Annotated in this window: 12 protein-coding genes; 5 read left to right on the forward strand and 7 right to left on the reverse strand. The window is 61.6% G+C overall.

Translation table 11 applies throughout. The features are described from left to right. Positions 1–63: 63 nt before the first annotated feature. From BVH74_RS16720 to BVH74_RS16730, 3 genes are read right to left on the reverse strand one after another with little or no spacing between them, the layout of a single operon-like run. Positions 64–708, reverse strand: coding sequence for a response regulator (locus BVH74_RS16720; protein WP_080051203.1), 645 nt, complete (start codon positions 706–708; stop codon positions 64–66). After that, entirely contained in the window at positions 708–1,979 is a 1,272-nt protein-coding gene (locus BVH74_RS16725) for a HAMP domain-containing sensor histidine kinase (RefSeq protein ID WP_080051204.1), read from the reverse strand. The genes BVH74_RS16720 and BVH74_RS16725 overlap by 1 nt, the downstream gene beginning before the upstream one ends. A gap of 1 nt (position 1,980) precedes the next feature. Continuing rightward, positions 1,981–2,418 carry a cupredoxin domain-containing protein gene (locus tag BVH74_RS16730; RefSeq protein WP_080051205.1) on the reverse strand — a complete coding sequence of 146 codons (438 nt, stop codon included), beginning with the start codon at positions 2,416–2,418 and terminating at the stop codon, positions 1,981–1,983. A gap of 155 nt (positions 2,419–2,573) precedes the next feature. On the opposite strand from BVH74_RS16730, the gene pedA1 reads away from it, so the two are divergent. The 5 genes from pedA1 to BVH74_RS16755 all read left to right on the forward strand — a co-directional run bounded on the left by pedA1 (position 2,574) and on the right by BVH74_RS16755 (position 7,160). Then, positions 2,574–3,758 carry a lanthanide ABC transporter ABC transporter substrate-binding protein PedA1 gene (gene pedA1, locus BVH74_RS16735; RefSeq protein WP_080051206.1) on the forward strand — a complete coding sequence of 395 codons (1,185 nt, stop codon included), beginning with the start codon at positions 2,574–2,576 and terminating at the stop codon, positions 3,756–3,758. 62 nt (positions 3,759–3,820) lie between these two features. Then, positions 3,821–4,801 carry a YVTN family beta-propeller repeat protein gene (locus BVH74_RS16740; RefSeq protein WP_080051207.1) on the forward strand — a complete coding sequence of 327 codons (981 nt, stop codon included), beginning with the start codon at positions 3,821–3,823 and terminating at the stop codon, positions 4,799–4,801. After that, positions 4,798–5,532, forward strand: a complete 735-nt coding sequence (pedB, locus tag BVH74_RS16745; RefSeq protein WP_155121740.1) for a lanthanide ABC transporter ATP-binding protein PedB/LutE — start codon at positions 4,798–4,800, stop codon at positions 5,530–5,532. The genes BVH74_RS16740 and pedB overlap by 4 nt, the downstream gene beginning before the upstream one ends. Before the next feature lie 2 nt (positions 5,533–5,534). Beyond that, the gene (gene pedC / locus BVH74_RS16750; protein ID WP_080051774.1) at positions 5,535–6,329 is read left to right on the forward strand and encodes a lanthanide ABC transporter permease protein PedC; all 795 of its coding nucleotides are present in this window, start codon (positions 5,535–5,537) and stop codon (positions 6,327–6,329) included. A gap of 168 nt (positions 6,330–6,497) precedes the next feature. Next, entirely contained in the window at positions 6,498–7,160 is a 663-nt protein-coding gene (locus BVH74_RS16755; protein WP_080051209.1) for a response regulator, read from the forward strand. 34 nt (positions 7,161–7,194) lie between these two features. On the opposite strand, the gene BVH74_RS16760 is transcribed toward BVH74_RS16755, so the two are convergent. From BVH74_RS16760 to BVH74_RS16775, 4 genes are all read right to left on the reverse strand, one after another. Further along, a complete protein-coding gene (locus BVH74_RS16760) occupies positions 7,195–9,846 on the reverse strand; it encodes a hybrid sensor histidine kinase/response regulator (RefSeq protein WP_080051210.1) in 2,652 nt (883 codons plus the stop codon). Next, positions 9,776–10,924: a nitric oxide-sensing protein NosP gene (nosP, locus tag BVH74_RS16765; protein WP_080051211.1), complete on the reverse strand. Its 1,149-nt coding sequence runs from the start codon at positions 10,922–10,924 to the stop codon at positions 9,776–9,778. The genes BVH74_RS16760 and nosP overlap by 71 nt, the downstream gene beginning before the upstream one ends. Positions 10,925–11,416: 492 nt before the next feature. After that, a complete protein-coding gene (locus BVH74_RS16770; RefSeq protein WP_080051212.1) occupies positions 11,417–12,580 on the reverse strand; it encodes a porin in 1,164 nt (387 codons plus the stop codon). 200 nt (positions 12,581–12,780) lie between these two features. Continuing rightward, entirely contained in the window at positions 12,781–15,336 is a 2,556-nt protein-coding gene (locus BVH74_RS16775) for an insulinase family protein (RefSeq protein ID WP_080051213.1), read from the reverse strand. Positions 15,337–15,368 lie beyond the last annotated feature (32 nt).

Below are 15,368 nucleotides of genomic sequence, written 5' to 3' on the forward strand. Positions count from 1 at the left end.
GCAACGAGACCGCGCGGGAGCAGATGCTCCCGCCTCCCGGGGGTGTTCCCCGACCAACAGCAACTACCCCGCCGCCTGCACCCGAATCACTCCGGCATCGATAGCCAGGTGCACCAGTTCGGTCAGTGAGCTGACCGCCAGTTTCTGCTTCAGCACGGTGAGATTGTTCGACACTGTCTTGCCGCTGATGCACAGCCGTTCGGCGATCTGCTTGGGCGGCATGCCCTTGGCCAGCATGACGAAAATCTCGAACTCACGCTGGGTCATCTCCCGCAAGCGTGGGTCGAGCTGGTCATCACTGCCGGCACAAGCCAGCTGGGTAGCCAGCTCCTGTTCGATATAACGCTGCCCGCCCAGACAGCGGCGTACCGCCTCCAGCAGCACTTGCGGCGCCGCACTCTTGGTAATGAACCCCAGGGCGCCGGTCGCCAGCGCCTGACGCACCAGCGGCAACTCGTCATGCATGCTGAAGAACAGAATACGCAGCGACGGCCAGCGTTGCAGCAACCGGCGGGCGGTTTCAATGCCGCTGATGCCCGGCAGGCCAACATCCAGAATCACCAGATCCGGCACTTGCCGCTGGGCTGCCGTCAGCGCGTCCTCGCCACTGGTTGCTTCCTCGATCTGCGCCTGGCCCAGCATCATCGCCAACAGGCTGCTGTAACCCTGGCGCACAATGGCATGATCATCAACCAACAGAATGTTCATCAGAGTACTCCCTTGAGAGGAATATTCAGGTTGAGCAACAGGCCCTCTCCAGGCCGGGTAATGATCCGCAGCAGACTATTCAGGCAACGGGCACGCTCCTGCATCGAACGCAACCCCAATCCCGACTCTGGTTCAGCCGACAGCCCGCAGCCATTGTCCTGCACGCTGACCACCAGACTGTCGCCCCGGCGCTGCAAGCGTACCCAGACCTGATCAGCCTGAGCATGCCGGGCAACATTGTTGAGCGCTTCCTGCAACAGCCGGTACAGATGGGTTCGGGCCTGCGGTTGCAGTTCCGGCAGATCCTCATCCAGTTCCAGATGGCAGTCGATGACCTGCTGATGCTGCCACTGCTCGGTCAGCTGACGCAGCGCCTGTTCCAACCCCAACCGCTCCAGCACCACCGGATGCAGCTCGCGTACCAGTCGGCGAAAACCCTGTTGCAGGCCGTCACAGGCCTGCAACAGGCGTCCAGCGTGATCGCGCACATGCTCAGGGCGATCTGCGGCCTCGCGCAACATGAAGGCTTGGGCACGGATACCGGTCAGGTACTGGCCCAAGTCGTCGTGCAGGGTATGCGCCAGTTCGGTACGCTCGCGTTCCTGCAGATTCATCAGCGCATGGGTCAGTTGCCGGTTGCTGGCCTCGGCCCGCTGCAAGGCGGCAGCCATGCCGTTGAAACGCTCGGCCAGATGGTTGAGCTCGGGCTGCTGGCTGGGCATCAGCCGGGCATCCAGATCACCGGTACGGATCTGCTGCAAGCCGCTGAGCAGTTCGTTGTAGGCCCGCAGCCCACGGCGCAGACCAAGCTGGATTACCAGCAGCGACAGAACAAAGGCAATGGCAAACACTACCAGCAACTGAATGACCGACTCCCAGGCCTCCTCCAGCTCGTCATGCGGGTCCGGGCTGATCATCCATTGCTGACTATCGGGAAAGGTCACGTATACGGGCGGGAAACCACGTTCGATCGCGGGCCGCATCCAGTGCAACAGCCAGTCGGGAAACTCGTCACTGCTGGTCAGCACCAGTGGCTGGTCTGGACGGGAAATACGCACGTGGCGAATATTCTCGAACGGTTCCAGGGTACTCAGGTCGGCACTGCGTGACAGCCCGTCGAACAGATGCAGGGCCAGGGCCCGGCCGCTCTCCAGTTCGCGCACCACATCCTTTTCGGCCTGACGCAGCAGTACCAGCAGGGTTACTGCCAGCACCAGCGCGAAAGCCGCGCAAACCCACAATTGCAGGCGCGCGGCGGTCGACAGACGCATCTCACTTGACCACGAAGTGGCCAGTCATCCCGCGACTTTCCAGACCCTTGAGATAGAACTCATAGCGCCCAGGTACCAACGGGGTGAAAAAGATTTCCGCCTGTCCGGGCTTTTCGAACTCCAGCTCGTGCAGGTAGGCGGTCTTGATCTCGACATCTCCGGCCTCAACCTTGCGCAGGTGCGTGACCTTGAAGAAATCCGGCGCCTGGAAGGCGTATTCCTTCTGCCCGGACGAGATGATCTTGAGCCGATAGGCCTGACCGGTTTCGACCTCATATTCCTTGTGCGTCATGGCGAAGTCACTTTCTTCGTTACCCAGCACCAGATCAGGCAATGTGACCGGGCGGCGAGTCAGATCACCGGCAGCCAGGGCGCTGTTGGCCAACAGCAAGCTGGCACTCAGAATCGCGGCAGACAGGAATATTGGGGTGTTTTTCATGGTTATGGCCCTTGTTCTCATGTTGTCGAGGTTCATGCTCGGACATAGGACAAGTCACCGAAATAGTACCTTGGTACTGGCGCGTTGGTACTTTCTTCATATTTACCCCCGACTTGCGCAGCACCATGCTGGAGCCATCACAAGAAGGAGGCTCTATGCGCACATTCGCCCTGCATACTCTGATCGGCCTGCTGATGCTGTTCAGCGCCACTCTGATCGCCACCCGGGCCCACGCCAGCCTCGAAGTCTCGATTGGCTATGTGGCCTGGACCCCTGATCCCGGCCCGATCATGTCCAATGTGATTCCGGAACCTGAAGATGCCGGTCTGCAAGGCGCGCAGCTGGCAATCGTCGATAACAACAGCACCGGGCGCTTTCTCAAGCACAATTATCAGTTGCAGGTGGCCAGCGCCAGTGAACTGGATGCCACCCTGGACGCCGCCCGTGCCTTGCACGCCGAAGGTGTACGGCTGTTCGTCACCAACCTGCCGGCCGCTCCGTTGCAGCAACTGGCTGGCGAGTTCAGCGACAGCCTGCTGTTCAATGCCGGTAGCTACGATGATGGCCTGCGCAGCCAGAGCTGCCTGCCCAACGTGCTGCACACCCTGCCCAGCCGGGCGATGCTGACCGATGCCCTGGCCCAGTTTCTGGCGGTACGCAAGCAAACCCGCTGGCTGCTGATCAGCGGCAGTACCGAAGACGACCTGGCCTATGCCGAGGCGGTCAAGCGCAGCGCCAAGCGTTTCGGCCACCGGATCGTCGCCGAGAAACAATGGAGTTTCGATACCGACCTGCGCCGCGCCGCCCAGGCCGAAGTACCGCTGTTCACCCAGACCCGCGAATACGACGTGGTGATCGTCGCCGACGAACGTGGCGATTTTGGTGAATACATCCCCTACAACACCTGGTACCCGCGCCCGGTAGCCGGCACCCAGGGCCTGACTCCGGTTGGCTGGCACAAGACCGTGGAAACCTACGGCGCCGCGCAATTGCAGAAGCGCTTCGAGGATCAGGCCGGACGCTGGATGAACAGCCTCGACTTCGCCGCCTGGCTCGGGGTGCGCAGCATCGGCGCCGCCGTGACCACCCTGAAGCATGCCGACGTTGACGAGATTCGTGCCCTGAGCCTGTCCGACCGCTTGCCACTGGACGGATTCAAGGGCCGGCGCCTGAGCTACCGCACCTGGAACGGCCAGTTGCGTCAGCCGATCCCGGTGGTCCATCCGCGTGCGCTGGTGACCAACTCGCCCCAGGAAGGTTACCTGCACCCGGTGACCGACCTGGACACTCTGGGCTTCGATCAACCGGAAAGCCAGTGCGATCTGCTGGCGGGCCGTTGAAGGTTACTGGCCGCCGAGGCCAGACACCTTCAGATAACTACAACGACAACAGGAAAACCAACATGAAAACCTCATTTCTCAAAACCGGGTTACTGACCGGCGCTCTGCTGCTCGGCGGCTTCAGCCTCAACGCCCTGGCCGAAACTGCCTATGTCACCAATGAAAAGGACAACACCGTCTCGGTGATCGACCTGACCAAGATGGAGGTTGTCGACACCATTGACGTCGGCATGCGCCCACGCGGCGTGCTGCTGTCCAGTGACAACAAGCTGTTGTACATCTGCGCCAGCGACTCCGACCGGGTCCAGGTGATTGACCTGGAAACCCGCCAGATCATCAAGGAACTGCCCTCCGGCGCCGACCCTGAGCAGTTCGCCCTGCACCCCAATGACCGCTGGCTGTATATCTCCAATGAGGACGATGCCCTGGTGACCGTGATCGATGTAAAAACCAATGAAGTGCTGGCCCAGATCGACGTTGGCGTCGAACCCGAGGGCATGGCGGTCAGCTACGACGGCAAGTGGGCGGTCAATACCAGCGAAACCAGCAACATGCTGCACTGGATCGACACCAGCACCAACGAACTGGTCGACAACACCCTGGTCGACCAGCGCCCGCGCCACGTCGAGTTCACCAAGGACAGCAAGACCCTGTGGGCCTCGGCAGAGATTGGCGGCACCGTGCATGTGGTCGATGTCGACAGCAAACAGATCCAGCACACCATCAACTTTGCGATCAAGGGCATTCACCCGGATCGGGTTCAGCCGGTCGGGGTAAAACTCTCCAGTGACGGCAAATATGCCTTCGTCGCCCTGGGGCCGGCCAACCATGTTGCGGTGGTCGACGCCCAAACCTATGAAGTGCTCGACTATATCCTGGTCGGCCGGCGGGTCTGGCACATGTCGTTCAATACCGATGAAAGCCTGCTGCTGACCACCAACGGCGTCAGCGGCGATGTCACCGTGATCGATGTCGCCAGCCTCAAGCCGGTCAAGAGCATCAAGGTCGGGCGCTATCCCTGGGGCGTGGTGGTGACCCCCTGATGCAACTCGACGTACGCGATGTCAGCTTCGCCTACGGCCAGCGGCTGGCGCTTCAGGGCGTCAGCTTCACGGTGCAGTCCGGCCGGCTGAACGCCCTGCTCGGCCCCAACGGCGCCGGCAAGAGCACACTGATGGCCCTGTTCAGCCGCCTGTACCGGTTGCAACAGGGCGACATCCTGCTCGGCGAGCTGTCGATCCGCCGGCAACCGCGCCAGGCCCTGCGTCAGCTCGGTGTGGTGTTTCAGCAAAGCACGCTGGATCTGGATCTGAGCGTGCGTCAGAACCTCGCCTACCATGCCGCGCTGCACGGCCTGTCACGCCGCCAGGCCGCCCCACGCATCGAAAGCGAGCTGCAGCGCCAGGGTCTGCTCGAGCGCCAGCATGAACAGGTCCGCCAGCTCAATGGCGGCCATCGCCGCCGAGTCGAGATCGCCAGGGCGCTGCTACATGAACCAAAGATTCTGCTGCTCGATGAGCCCAGCGTCGGCCTTGATCAGGCCAGCCGCCTGGCTCTCAACCAGCACATCCGCCTACTGTGTGCCGAGCGCGGGCTGACGGTGGTCTGGACCACCCACCTGCTCGATGAGATTCAGGCCGAAGATCCGGTTGTGGTGCTGCACCAGGGCCGGATACTGGCCGAAAACAGCGCCGCCGAACTGGTACACAGCAGTGGCACAGCCAGCCTCGGCGATGCCTTCGCCCGGCTTACCGGGCAAACGGAGGCGGCATGAACCTGCGCGCTTATCTGGCCTGCCTGGGCGGCATCCTGCAACGCGAATGGCTGCGTTTCATTCTCCAGCGCTCGCGGTTTCTCAGCGCCCTGGTCCGGCCGCTGCTATGGCTGCTGGTGTTCGCCGCCGGGTTTCGGGCGGCGCTGGGTGTCTCGATCATTGCCCCCTATGACACCTACATAACCTACGAAACCTACATCCTGCCTGGGCTGTGCTGCATGATTTTGCTGTTCAATGGCATGCAGGGCTCACTGTCGATGGTCTACGACCGTGAAATGGGCAGCATGCGGGTACTGCTGATGAGCCCGCTGCCCCGGCCGTTTCTGCTGGTCGGCAAACTGCTCGGCACCTCGCTGATCTCGCTGATTCAGGTCTATGCCTTTATCGGCATTGCCTGGCTGTTCGACATCCAGCCCCCGCTCTTCGGCCTGCTGACCGCCCTGCCCTCGCTACTGCTGGCAGCCTTGCTGCTCAGCGCCCTGGGCCTGCTGCTGTCAAACGGGATACGTCAGTTGGAGAACTTCGCCGGGGTGATGAACTTCGTGATCTTCCCGATGTTCTTCCTGTCCTCGGCGCTCTACCCGCTGTGGAAAATGCGCGAAGCCAGCGAATGGCTGTACTGGCTGTGCAGTTTCAACCCCTTCACCCATGCAGTGGAACTGGTGCGCTTCGCCCTTTATGAGCGTTTCAACGCCATGGCCCTGATCATCTGCCTGGGCCTGCTGCTGGTGGTCACCAGCCTGGCGGTACTGACCTTTAACCCGCAGCATGCGGCGCTGCGGCGCAAGTCGGAATAGGCGGCGGGCATGCTTTGCGCTGTGCCCTTAAAGCATTTACTACTTTAGTATCGATTTTTTGTCCCAATGTATCATTTGCAAATCACCATCCCAGGGGTGTAATACATAAACATACACAAGAAGCAGCGGCCTTCGAGCAAGCTGCCCTAGCCACAGGTTGGAACAGCCATGTACAAGATACTCATCGCCGATGATCACCCGCTGTTCCGAGAAGCCATTTGCAATGTGATTCGCGAAGGCTTTCCCGGTACAGAGCTCATGGAAACCTCGGACCTGGACAGTGCTCTTGAACTCGCCAAGGAACAGGACGATCTGGACCTGATCCTGCTCGATCTGAACATGCCCGGCATGCACGGGCTCAACGGCCTCATCACCCTGCGCAACGAGTCGCCCTCGATTCCGGTGGTGATTGTCTCCGCCGAGGAAGACAAGCAGGTGGTGCTGCAGGCGATCACCTACGGCGCGGTCGGCTTCATCACCAAATCCTCACCACGTACGCAGATGACCGAAGCCATCGAGCAGATTCTCGGCGGCAATGTCTACCTGCCCTCGGATATCATTCGCGCCAACCGCACCATCACCCGGCGCAGCCCGGAAGAAACCCCGATCTCCCCCGAACTGCTGTACGCCCTGACCCGTAAGCAGCTGCTGGTCCTCGAGCGTATGGCCAAGGGCGAGTCGAACAAGCAGATCGCCTATCACCTGGATATCGCCGAAACCACGGTCAAGGCCCACGTCTCGGCGATTCTGCGCAAGCTCAATGTCCACAACCGGGTACAGGCGATTCTCTCGGCCAGCGACGTGGATTTCAGCGCCTATCTGCGCCGCTAAGGCGGCGTGGAAGGCTGTTGCAGCGTGGTTGCAATCAGCCCTGTTGCGCCAGCAAATGGCTCATCGCGGTTTTCAGCTTCATGGGTTTGACCGGCTTGTGCATCAGCACATGGCCGAGTTCGCGCACCTGCTGTTTGAGTTCGTTGCTGTAGTTGGCAGTGATCAGCAGCACCGGTAACGGCTTGCCGCGCCGGGCGTTGATACGGGCAACCACATCGACGCCGTTCTCATCGTTATCCAGGTGATAGTCGGCGATCAGCAGGTCGGCCGGCGCGTGGAACTGATCGACCTGCGCAGCCAGATCATCTTCAGACAACGCGGTAACCACCTCGCAGCCCCAGCCTTCGAGCAGGGTGCGCATGCCGGCACAGATCGAAGCATCGTTATCCAGCACCCAGATTCTGGCCTGCTCCAGATGCTGACCGATCATGGCGGTCACCGGTCGCTCACTGACCGGCTCGTGACGCAGCCGGCCAAAGGGCACATCGACCGAGAACACCGAGCCCTTGCCCTCAACCGAATGTACCCGAATGCGATGGCCCAGCATGCGGGCGATCTTGTCGACAATTGCCAGCCCCAGGCCCAGGCCCCGGTCCTTGGTATTCGCCGCCGGATTGACCCGTTTGAACTCCTGAAAGATCTCCTGCAGCTTGTCCTGGGGAATCCCCAGCCCGGTATCCCAGACCTCTATACGCAGGCCATGGGCATGCCGACGACAGCCCAGCAGGATTCGACCACTGCGGGTATAGCGGATGGCGTTGGACAAGAAGTTGCGCAGAATCCGCGCCAGCAACTGCGGGTCGCTGCGCACCACCGCCTGGCTGCCAACGAAGCTGAATGTCAGCCCTTCGCTGGCCGTCACCTGACGGTACTCGTTGGCCAGATTGTCGAGCAGCTCTGACAGGGTGAAGTCGCAGATATCCGGCTTGATCACCCCGGCATCCAGTTTGGAAATATCGACCAGAGTACCAAGCAGGTTTTCCACATCCTCGAGCGAATGACTGACCTGGCGGATCAGGCCAGCGCTATGATCGGGTACCGGCTGTTCGAGCAAGGCTCCGGTAAACAGCCGGGCGGCGTTGAGCGGTTGCAGCAGGTCATGGCTGACAGCAGCAAGAAACTTGGTTTTCGACAGGTTGGCCTGCTCGGCCTCGCGCTTGGCCTCGCGCAGGCGCGACTCGGCCTGGGCCCGCTCGCTGATTTCCTGACGAAGCTGGTCGTTGAGCGCGGTCAGTTCCTGGGTACGCTCGCGCACCCGCTGCTCCAGATGCTGATAGGCCTGATGCAGGGCCTCGGCGGTTCGCCGCCGATCAGTGATATCGCGGATCAGTACAAAGATGCCGATCACCTCGCCTTCGGCATTGCGGTTGGGCACATAGGAGCGCAACAGGTAACGTTCCTGCTCCTCAAGGTTCGATTCGGCGAACTCGAAGGTCACGCTTTCGCCGTTGAAGGCCCGCTCGATGTAGGGTTCCAGACGGGCAAACTGCTCCTCACTGTGAGCCCGGCGCAGGCTGTGGCCGTGAATGTCGCCACGCGGCCAGCCGTACCACTCGTCATAGACCTTGTTGGTGAACTGATAGGTCAGGTCGTCACTCACATAGGCGATCATCGCCGGCACATGATCGGTGATCAGTCGCACCCAACGCTCGCTTTCCAGCAAAGCATTGGCGTACAGGTCATGCTCGGTAATATCGGTATAGGTGTTGACGAAACCGCCAGTCGGCATCGGGTGGGTGCGCACTTCCAGCACCCGACCATTGCTCAGGCGCTGCTCGCTGCTGAGCAATGGCTCACCATCCTCACACAGGGTGTAGGGCGTGAACAGATCCAGCTCGCTGTCTTCCATTACCTCGGCAAACGGTCGATGGGCCTCGATCGGCGCCAGTCCGGCCAGCTCCAGGAAACGCCCGTTCCATAACTCCAGCGCGCCTTCGTCGTTGACCACCGCCACACCTTGCGACAGGCTGTCGACCGTGCGCTGCAACAACCGGGTCTTCTGCGCCAAGGCCTTCTCGCGGCGTGCCGCTTCGGAATGCTTGAGGTCGGTGATGTCGGTGTACATGATCACCAGTCCGCCTTCACGGGTCGGCCGCTCGCTGACCTGCACCCAGCGCTGGTTACGCAACTGATAAAGCAAATGACCGTCGGCCCCGGCCTCGATATCCACCACCAGCCCGGTCGAAGTCGCCAGGCGCTTGACCTCGCTCAGAGTGGTGCCTTCCACCACCCGCGCCCGGGTTCCTTGCCAAAAGGCAGCAAACCGGCTGTTGAACAGCACGATGCGCATATGCCGATCAAACAGGACGAAGGCATCGGACACGCTTTCGATTGCATCGATCAGGTAATGATGGGCGGTCTCGGCCCTGGCCCGGGCCTCGCTAAGCAGGCGGTTGCTGGCCTGCAGTTCGGCCATGGTTTCGTTGAGCGCCTGGGTCCGCTCGCGAACCTGCTCGGCCAGTTCCACCGAATGCTGGAACGCCGCGTAGCTCTCGGTGCGCTGGCTGGAGCTGGACTCGACACGCTCGATCAGCGCCGCGTTAATCCGCCGCAACTTGTTGACCTCGGCCCGCAGCGCCAGCAGCTCATCATCGCTGCTCGGCAGCAACGCCTGTTCAGTGTGGTAAGGCAAAGGCCACCCCGGTGAAGGTCTGATTGATGTGCATGCCGTTGTACTGCTCGCCATAGGTGTTGAAACCAATCACCCGGTTGTTGGCGAGAAAGCGACCGAGGCTGTCGGCTTCACCGCGTAGCTCACTTTCCATCCGACGCAGAAAACAGTCGCAGCCAATGATCAGTACCGGTTCACCCAACTGCTGACGCAAACGCTCAATCTCCAGCCGCAAATCAGGCAGCAGCGGCCCCGGCTGCATGGCGGTCAGCACGATGCCGGTATCCACCGCGCAGTAGAAAGTCAGGCTGCCATCCGGGTTGACCCGCTGGATCGAGCGCACATAGAACTGATCACGAATGCGCACCGCCAGCACATTGAGGGCAAAATGGCTGAGGCTCAGCTCGCTCAACGGCACCCCGACCAACCGGGCATACTCCTCAGCGGCTGGCTCGGCATTAAGCTCCAGCACGGTGCGGGTTTCGCTGTCAGCGGCGGTGACCACCAACTTGTCGGCCAGAGGTTGCAGGTGATGGGTGGTGAATACCTCGAAATTGAGCCAGGTATTGAACATCACCACCACCGCCGCGCCGGTATGAAAGCGGCCCTGATGGTAAACATGGGTATGGCTGAGGTGATTATCGTCGCCGGCCGAGCCGCCAAAATGCGGGATGCTGCCCAACGCTGCGCTAAGGGTCGAGAGCACGACTTCCTCACGACTGGACAGGCCATCGAGCAGAGTCAGGGCGAAGGTGTGATCCTTGATTGGCGCCAGACCGGTATGCCGGCAGTGACTGAGCATGCGCTCGACCGCCTGCTGGGCATCGACCAGGCTGAAGTTGTCCAGCTCACGGATCAGCGTGCAGTCGACGGCAAAGGCCCGGTGATCAAAACCGATGGCCGTAATACAGCCGCGGCCATAGCCCTGCGAGGTAATTTCCCCGGCACTGGTGCAACCGGTCAGCGCCACTCCGCCGAAATGCTGCTCCAGCGCATCCGCCAGGGTCGCCAGGTCGTACTCGGCCGAACAGAAAAACAGCACGAAGCCCAGGTGCGGGTGCAGCAACTGGCTGGCCAGGTCCTGAGCCGCCTGTTCCGGCTCTGCCGCGTCGGTCATCGCGGTCTTGAAACAATCGGCCAGCTTGTGCGGCATATCCGCCTCCCCACCTTTGACTATCTGCCTACCAGCACCACACCACCGCCCCTTCCTCGTCATCGCGAGGGCCGCAGGCCCGTGGCGATCCAGCCCTTACTCCCAGCAACCCCGATGGATTGCCGCGGCGCTTTGCGCCTCGCAATGACGGTGGGGTGAAACACGTCACCGGCATTCTCTTGCCCCGTCATCGCGAGGGCCGCAGGCCCGTGGCGATCCAGTCCGTACTCCCAGCAACCCCGATGGATTGCCGCGGCACTTCGTGCCTCGCAATGACGGTGGGGTGAAGCACGTCACCGGCATTCTCTTGCCCTCTCATCCTCTTCCCCGTCATCGCGAGGGTGGGTCTAGTTTGATTGTAGGGAGCGGCCACCGGGCTCGACATACTACTTCGGTACTGGGTGAATAAACCTTGGAAGTAATGGCCACCCGCCGTGACCCAAAACGCAACAACCGGGGCAAGCCCCGGTTGTTGGTAGTGCCTTGCCGGTTTTACCAGCTCAGCGCGACACCCAGCGCCACAGTGCTGGTTTTCTCCAGCTTCAGGCTGTTAGTGCGATCATCCAGCTCGAAGCGGTTGTACTCGCCAACCAGGGTCAGGTTGTCGTTGACACTGTGGAACAGCGCCACACCACGGGTCTTGTAGTCAGCCTTGACGCCAATACCGTTGCCGTCGTCCTTGGTCTTGCCGTAGGACAGCGCCAGACGGTTCTTGCCGAACTTGTAGGAACCCTGCAGCAGGTGACCCTTGCTGTCGATCTCGCGCAGTTGCGCCTGACCGGCGTTATTGGTGAAGAACGGGTTGACACCCTCGGCATCAAAACCGGAGGCGGTCAGCGACAGGTTGCCCATCTTGGCCTGGACACCGTAACCAAGGCCCTTGGAGGTCACAGAGTCAACGCTGCTGTCGGTGTTCTTCGAAGTCTGACGCTGGCCGTTGATCCAGGTGAACAGGTCGACACCACCCAGTTGGGCCTGATAGGTGATCTCGGTCTCGAAACGCGGACGGTCCTGATAGTTCTTGCCCACCAGCGAATCATCGGTGGTATCGACCGGATCCATGATACCGGCAGCCACCCGGAAGCCATTCATGACCGGCGAGCGGTAGGTGATCTGCGCAGTCGGGAACGGATAGGGATAACCGCTGCCAATGTTGCCAAAGGACACGCCACCGAAATCAACCAGCCCCAGGGTGTCGCTGACCTGACCGTAGCCGGCCAGGAACTCGTCGACGAAAATGTTGGAACGGGCGAACAGACCGAAGTCCTTACCTACCAGGAACTCACCCCAGTCGCCACCGATGGTGCCGTAGAACTGACGCACATCGATGTCGGTCGCGGTGCCGTTGGTTTCGCTGTCATTGATGGTGACCCAGAACGAGGAGCGTGCGCCCAGTTGCAGATCGCCCATGTCCTTGCCCATGTTGAAACCGATGTAGTTGGGCAGAAAGCCCATTTTCACCCGCGACTGCTTGCGCTCGCGGGCCGGATCGGCGCTGTCGACATCCGAATGGACATAGAAAACGTTGATGTAGCCGTCCGCAGAGAAAGTCGTGCCATCCTGATCGTACAGGGTGATGGCGGCGGATGCGGGTGCGCTGATGATGGCTGCGGCCAGTGCAGTCAACAGCGGGCTGGCAATCTTTTTCTTGTTCATTGTGCTCTCCGATGGATTCATGGCTGACGTTGTAATGCCGTCGGGCCGATTATCGGAAAGCCTCGGGAACCACCCCATTCTGCCAAGGGCGCGAATCCACCAGTCTTTGGTGGCAGGCAAAAAGCCTCGACCAATCAATGCTTTGGCATGTGCTACCAGCACTACCTTGGTAGCGGTCCAGGCACTAAACAGCTCTTGAATCAACCCGGCTGGGCACTGACCAGACGGATACGCCGGGCCTTGATGAAGAAACTGTGCAGCAGGTGCTGCCAGTCCCGCTCGGAGAGGGTGCGCAGCGTCAGCAATTGCTCGTCCAGCGACGACTGCAGTGGGTAGAGTGCCGCCTGCCAGGCAGCGTCGAAAGCGCCGTCGGCGGTTTGCCGCCGGGTCTGGATACTTGCTGCCAGGCGAGCCGCAGCCTGGCGCACCTGCTCGAACGGCAGCTCCCGCAAATACTGGTGCTGTTGTTCAAGACAGGCTATTGCCGCCTCATCGATCAGAGTCAGCGGCTGGTTCGGTGACTGGACCAACAGCAGTATGCCCGGCCAGCCGGACAATGGATGATAGCGCGCAACCACCCAGTAGCCGAGTTGCTGGCGGGTGCGCAACTGGTCGAAGAACGCCGGCGCCAGCCAGTGTTCAAGCAAGCGCCAGCCGATGTGCATCAGTGACCCGGCAGTCGGCGCCGGCAACCAGACCACCAGGGCCCGATCCGGATGGGCACAAGGCACCGGTCCGGACTGCATGAACGGCAAGCTCCAGTCCCAGGAGAACGGCGCGGCCACGGCCGGGAAGCGTTCACTCAGGTGGCCAGCAATGACGCCGTCAGACTCGCCCGACCAATCTTGCGGATGCAGCCAGAGCAACTGAGCCTGGGCACACAAGCGCCGCCAATCCGCCAGCGTCAACACCGGGGCGTTCAACAGTTGATCCGGCCCATCCTGCAAGCGCTGCAACAGCCGGTAGGCCGGCAAGGCCTGCACACGCTGACGATGATCGTGCTGCTGCAAGCGCCAAAGCACCGTCAGTTCAGTCTCGCTCGGAGGGTTCAGGCTCGCCAGCAGTTCGCCGAGCAATTCGGGCAAAACCTCGCGCGGGCCGCTCAAAGTCAGCTCTATACGCCCTTCCAACGCCTGCCAGTCGAGCTGCACGGCCCGCAGGCTCGCCTGCTCGGCCAGCACTTCGCATTGCAACTGCCAGAGCCTGACCAGCCCGCTCAGACTGTTGAAGTCGGCCTGCTCGGCAGGCCAGCACCAGGCCAGGCGGGTCCGTTGCCAGGTGCCAACCGGCTCATTGCCGAGCCGGCGCACACCTGGTGGCATTGTTGTCTGAGCCGCCCCCTGCTCTGCGCGGCTCCGGCGTCCCCAGGCCGGCCAGTCGTCCGGTGCAAGTGCAATACCAGTGATCGGCGGGGGCGTCCGTCGCAAGGGCTGGCAAGCATAGGAGGTAGCTGTCCAGCGGCACTGCTCAGGCGTAATCTGGCCAGCGTTGCAACGCAGTACATGCGGTGCATCCTGTAACGCGGTCAACAACACTTGCCATAGCTGTGGCTCAGGACGCTGCCAGTCTTCGCTCTTCAGAAGCTGCTCGGCGCCCTGACGCAGCAGCCGTTCGGCCAACTGGGCGCACCAGATCAAGGGTTCACCCTGGGGCCCACGGCTGAACGCCTGATCAGCCCAGTCTTGCCGTTGCTCACAAGGCCAACCCTCTGGACCGGTCGCGGCCAGCGCGGCCAGCCATTGCTGCCAGGCACTGAGCAAAGTGGCGACGTCCAGCGCTGGTGACAACGGCTCCAGTTCAATCACCAGCAGCGCCGGACCGCTGACACCCGGCTCGATCCGCGCCTGCCAGTTCAGCACCACTCCCTGGCGCCGCAACCAGCCCAGAGCCGCAGCCGGCGCCGCACTGTTGAGCCAGGCCAGAAGCCAGTTGGCCGCGGCCGATTCGGCCGGCAGATTCGCCAGTGACCACAGCAGGGTCCAACTGCTGGAGCCTCCGGGGCCAGACCAGTCAATCAGCTGCGCGGGCGAGCGCAGCATGAGCTGTGGCCGTTGGCGCGGCTCACGCTCGCCCGCCGACAAGCTCCGTCCAAGCTGCTCAACCAGTCTCGATAAATGCTCAAGACTCGCTGGTGCATGCACCACCAGAGTCATTGCCCCGGCGCGGTAGTAGCGTCGATGAAAATCGTGCAGTTCGTTCGCCAGGCGTTGCGGCTCGGCAGCCAGACTCTCGGCATTGCCGGCAGAGAAACGCCCCCCCGGATGCCGGGGATCGAAACACAAGCCCAGCACCGCCTGACGATGAATGTCCGGGTCGGCCAGCCGGGTACGGAATTCGGCATCGATCACCTGACGTTCACTGGCCACCAGCGCCGGGCTGAACAATGGCTGCGCCAGCATATCGAGCAGATGCGCCAGACACTCGTCCAACCCCTCGGGGCTGACGCTGAAGTGCAGGCGCGTGCGCTCCGGCGCGGTGCTGGCGTTGAAACGTCCGTCCCAACGGCTGACCCGTTCAGGAAAGCTGCCCGCTTGCGGATAACCGGCCGAGCCCATGAACAACAGGTGCTCGAGCAGATGGGCAAGCCCCGGATAGGCATCGGGCTCATCGTGACTGCCAACATCGACCAGCGCCACCGCCGTGGCCCGACTGGCCGCCGGATCAGCGATCAGCAGGCAGTGCAGACCGTTGGCATGCCGATACAGTTGATAGTCACGCCCGTCTGCCGGTGTGACAGGCAAGGCCAGGGCTTGCATGACGCATCACTCCGTTATGGATTTCCAGTCAT

Source organism: Halopseudomonas phragmitis, assembly GCF_002056295.1.
Classification (GTDB): Bacteria; Pseudomonadota; Gammaproteobacteria; order Pseudomonadales; family Pseudomonadaceae; genus Halopseudomonas; species Halopseudomonas phragmitis.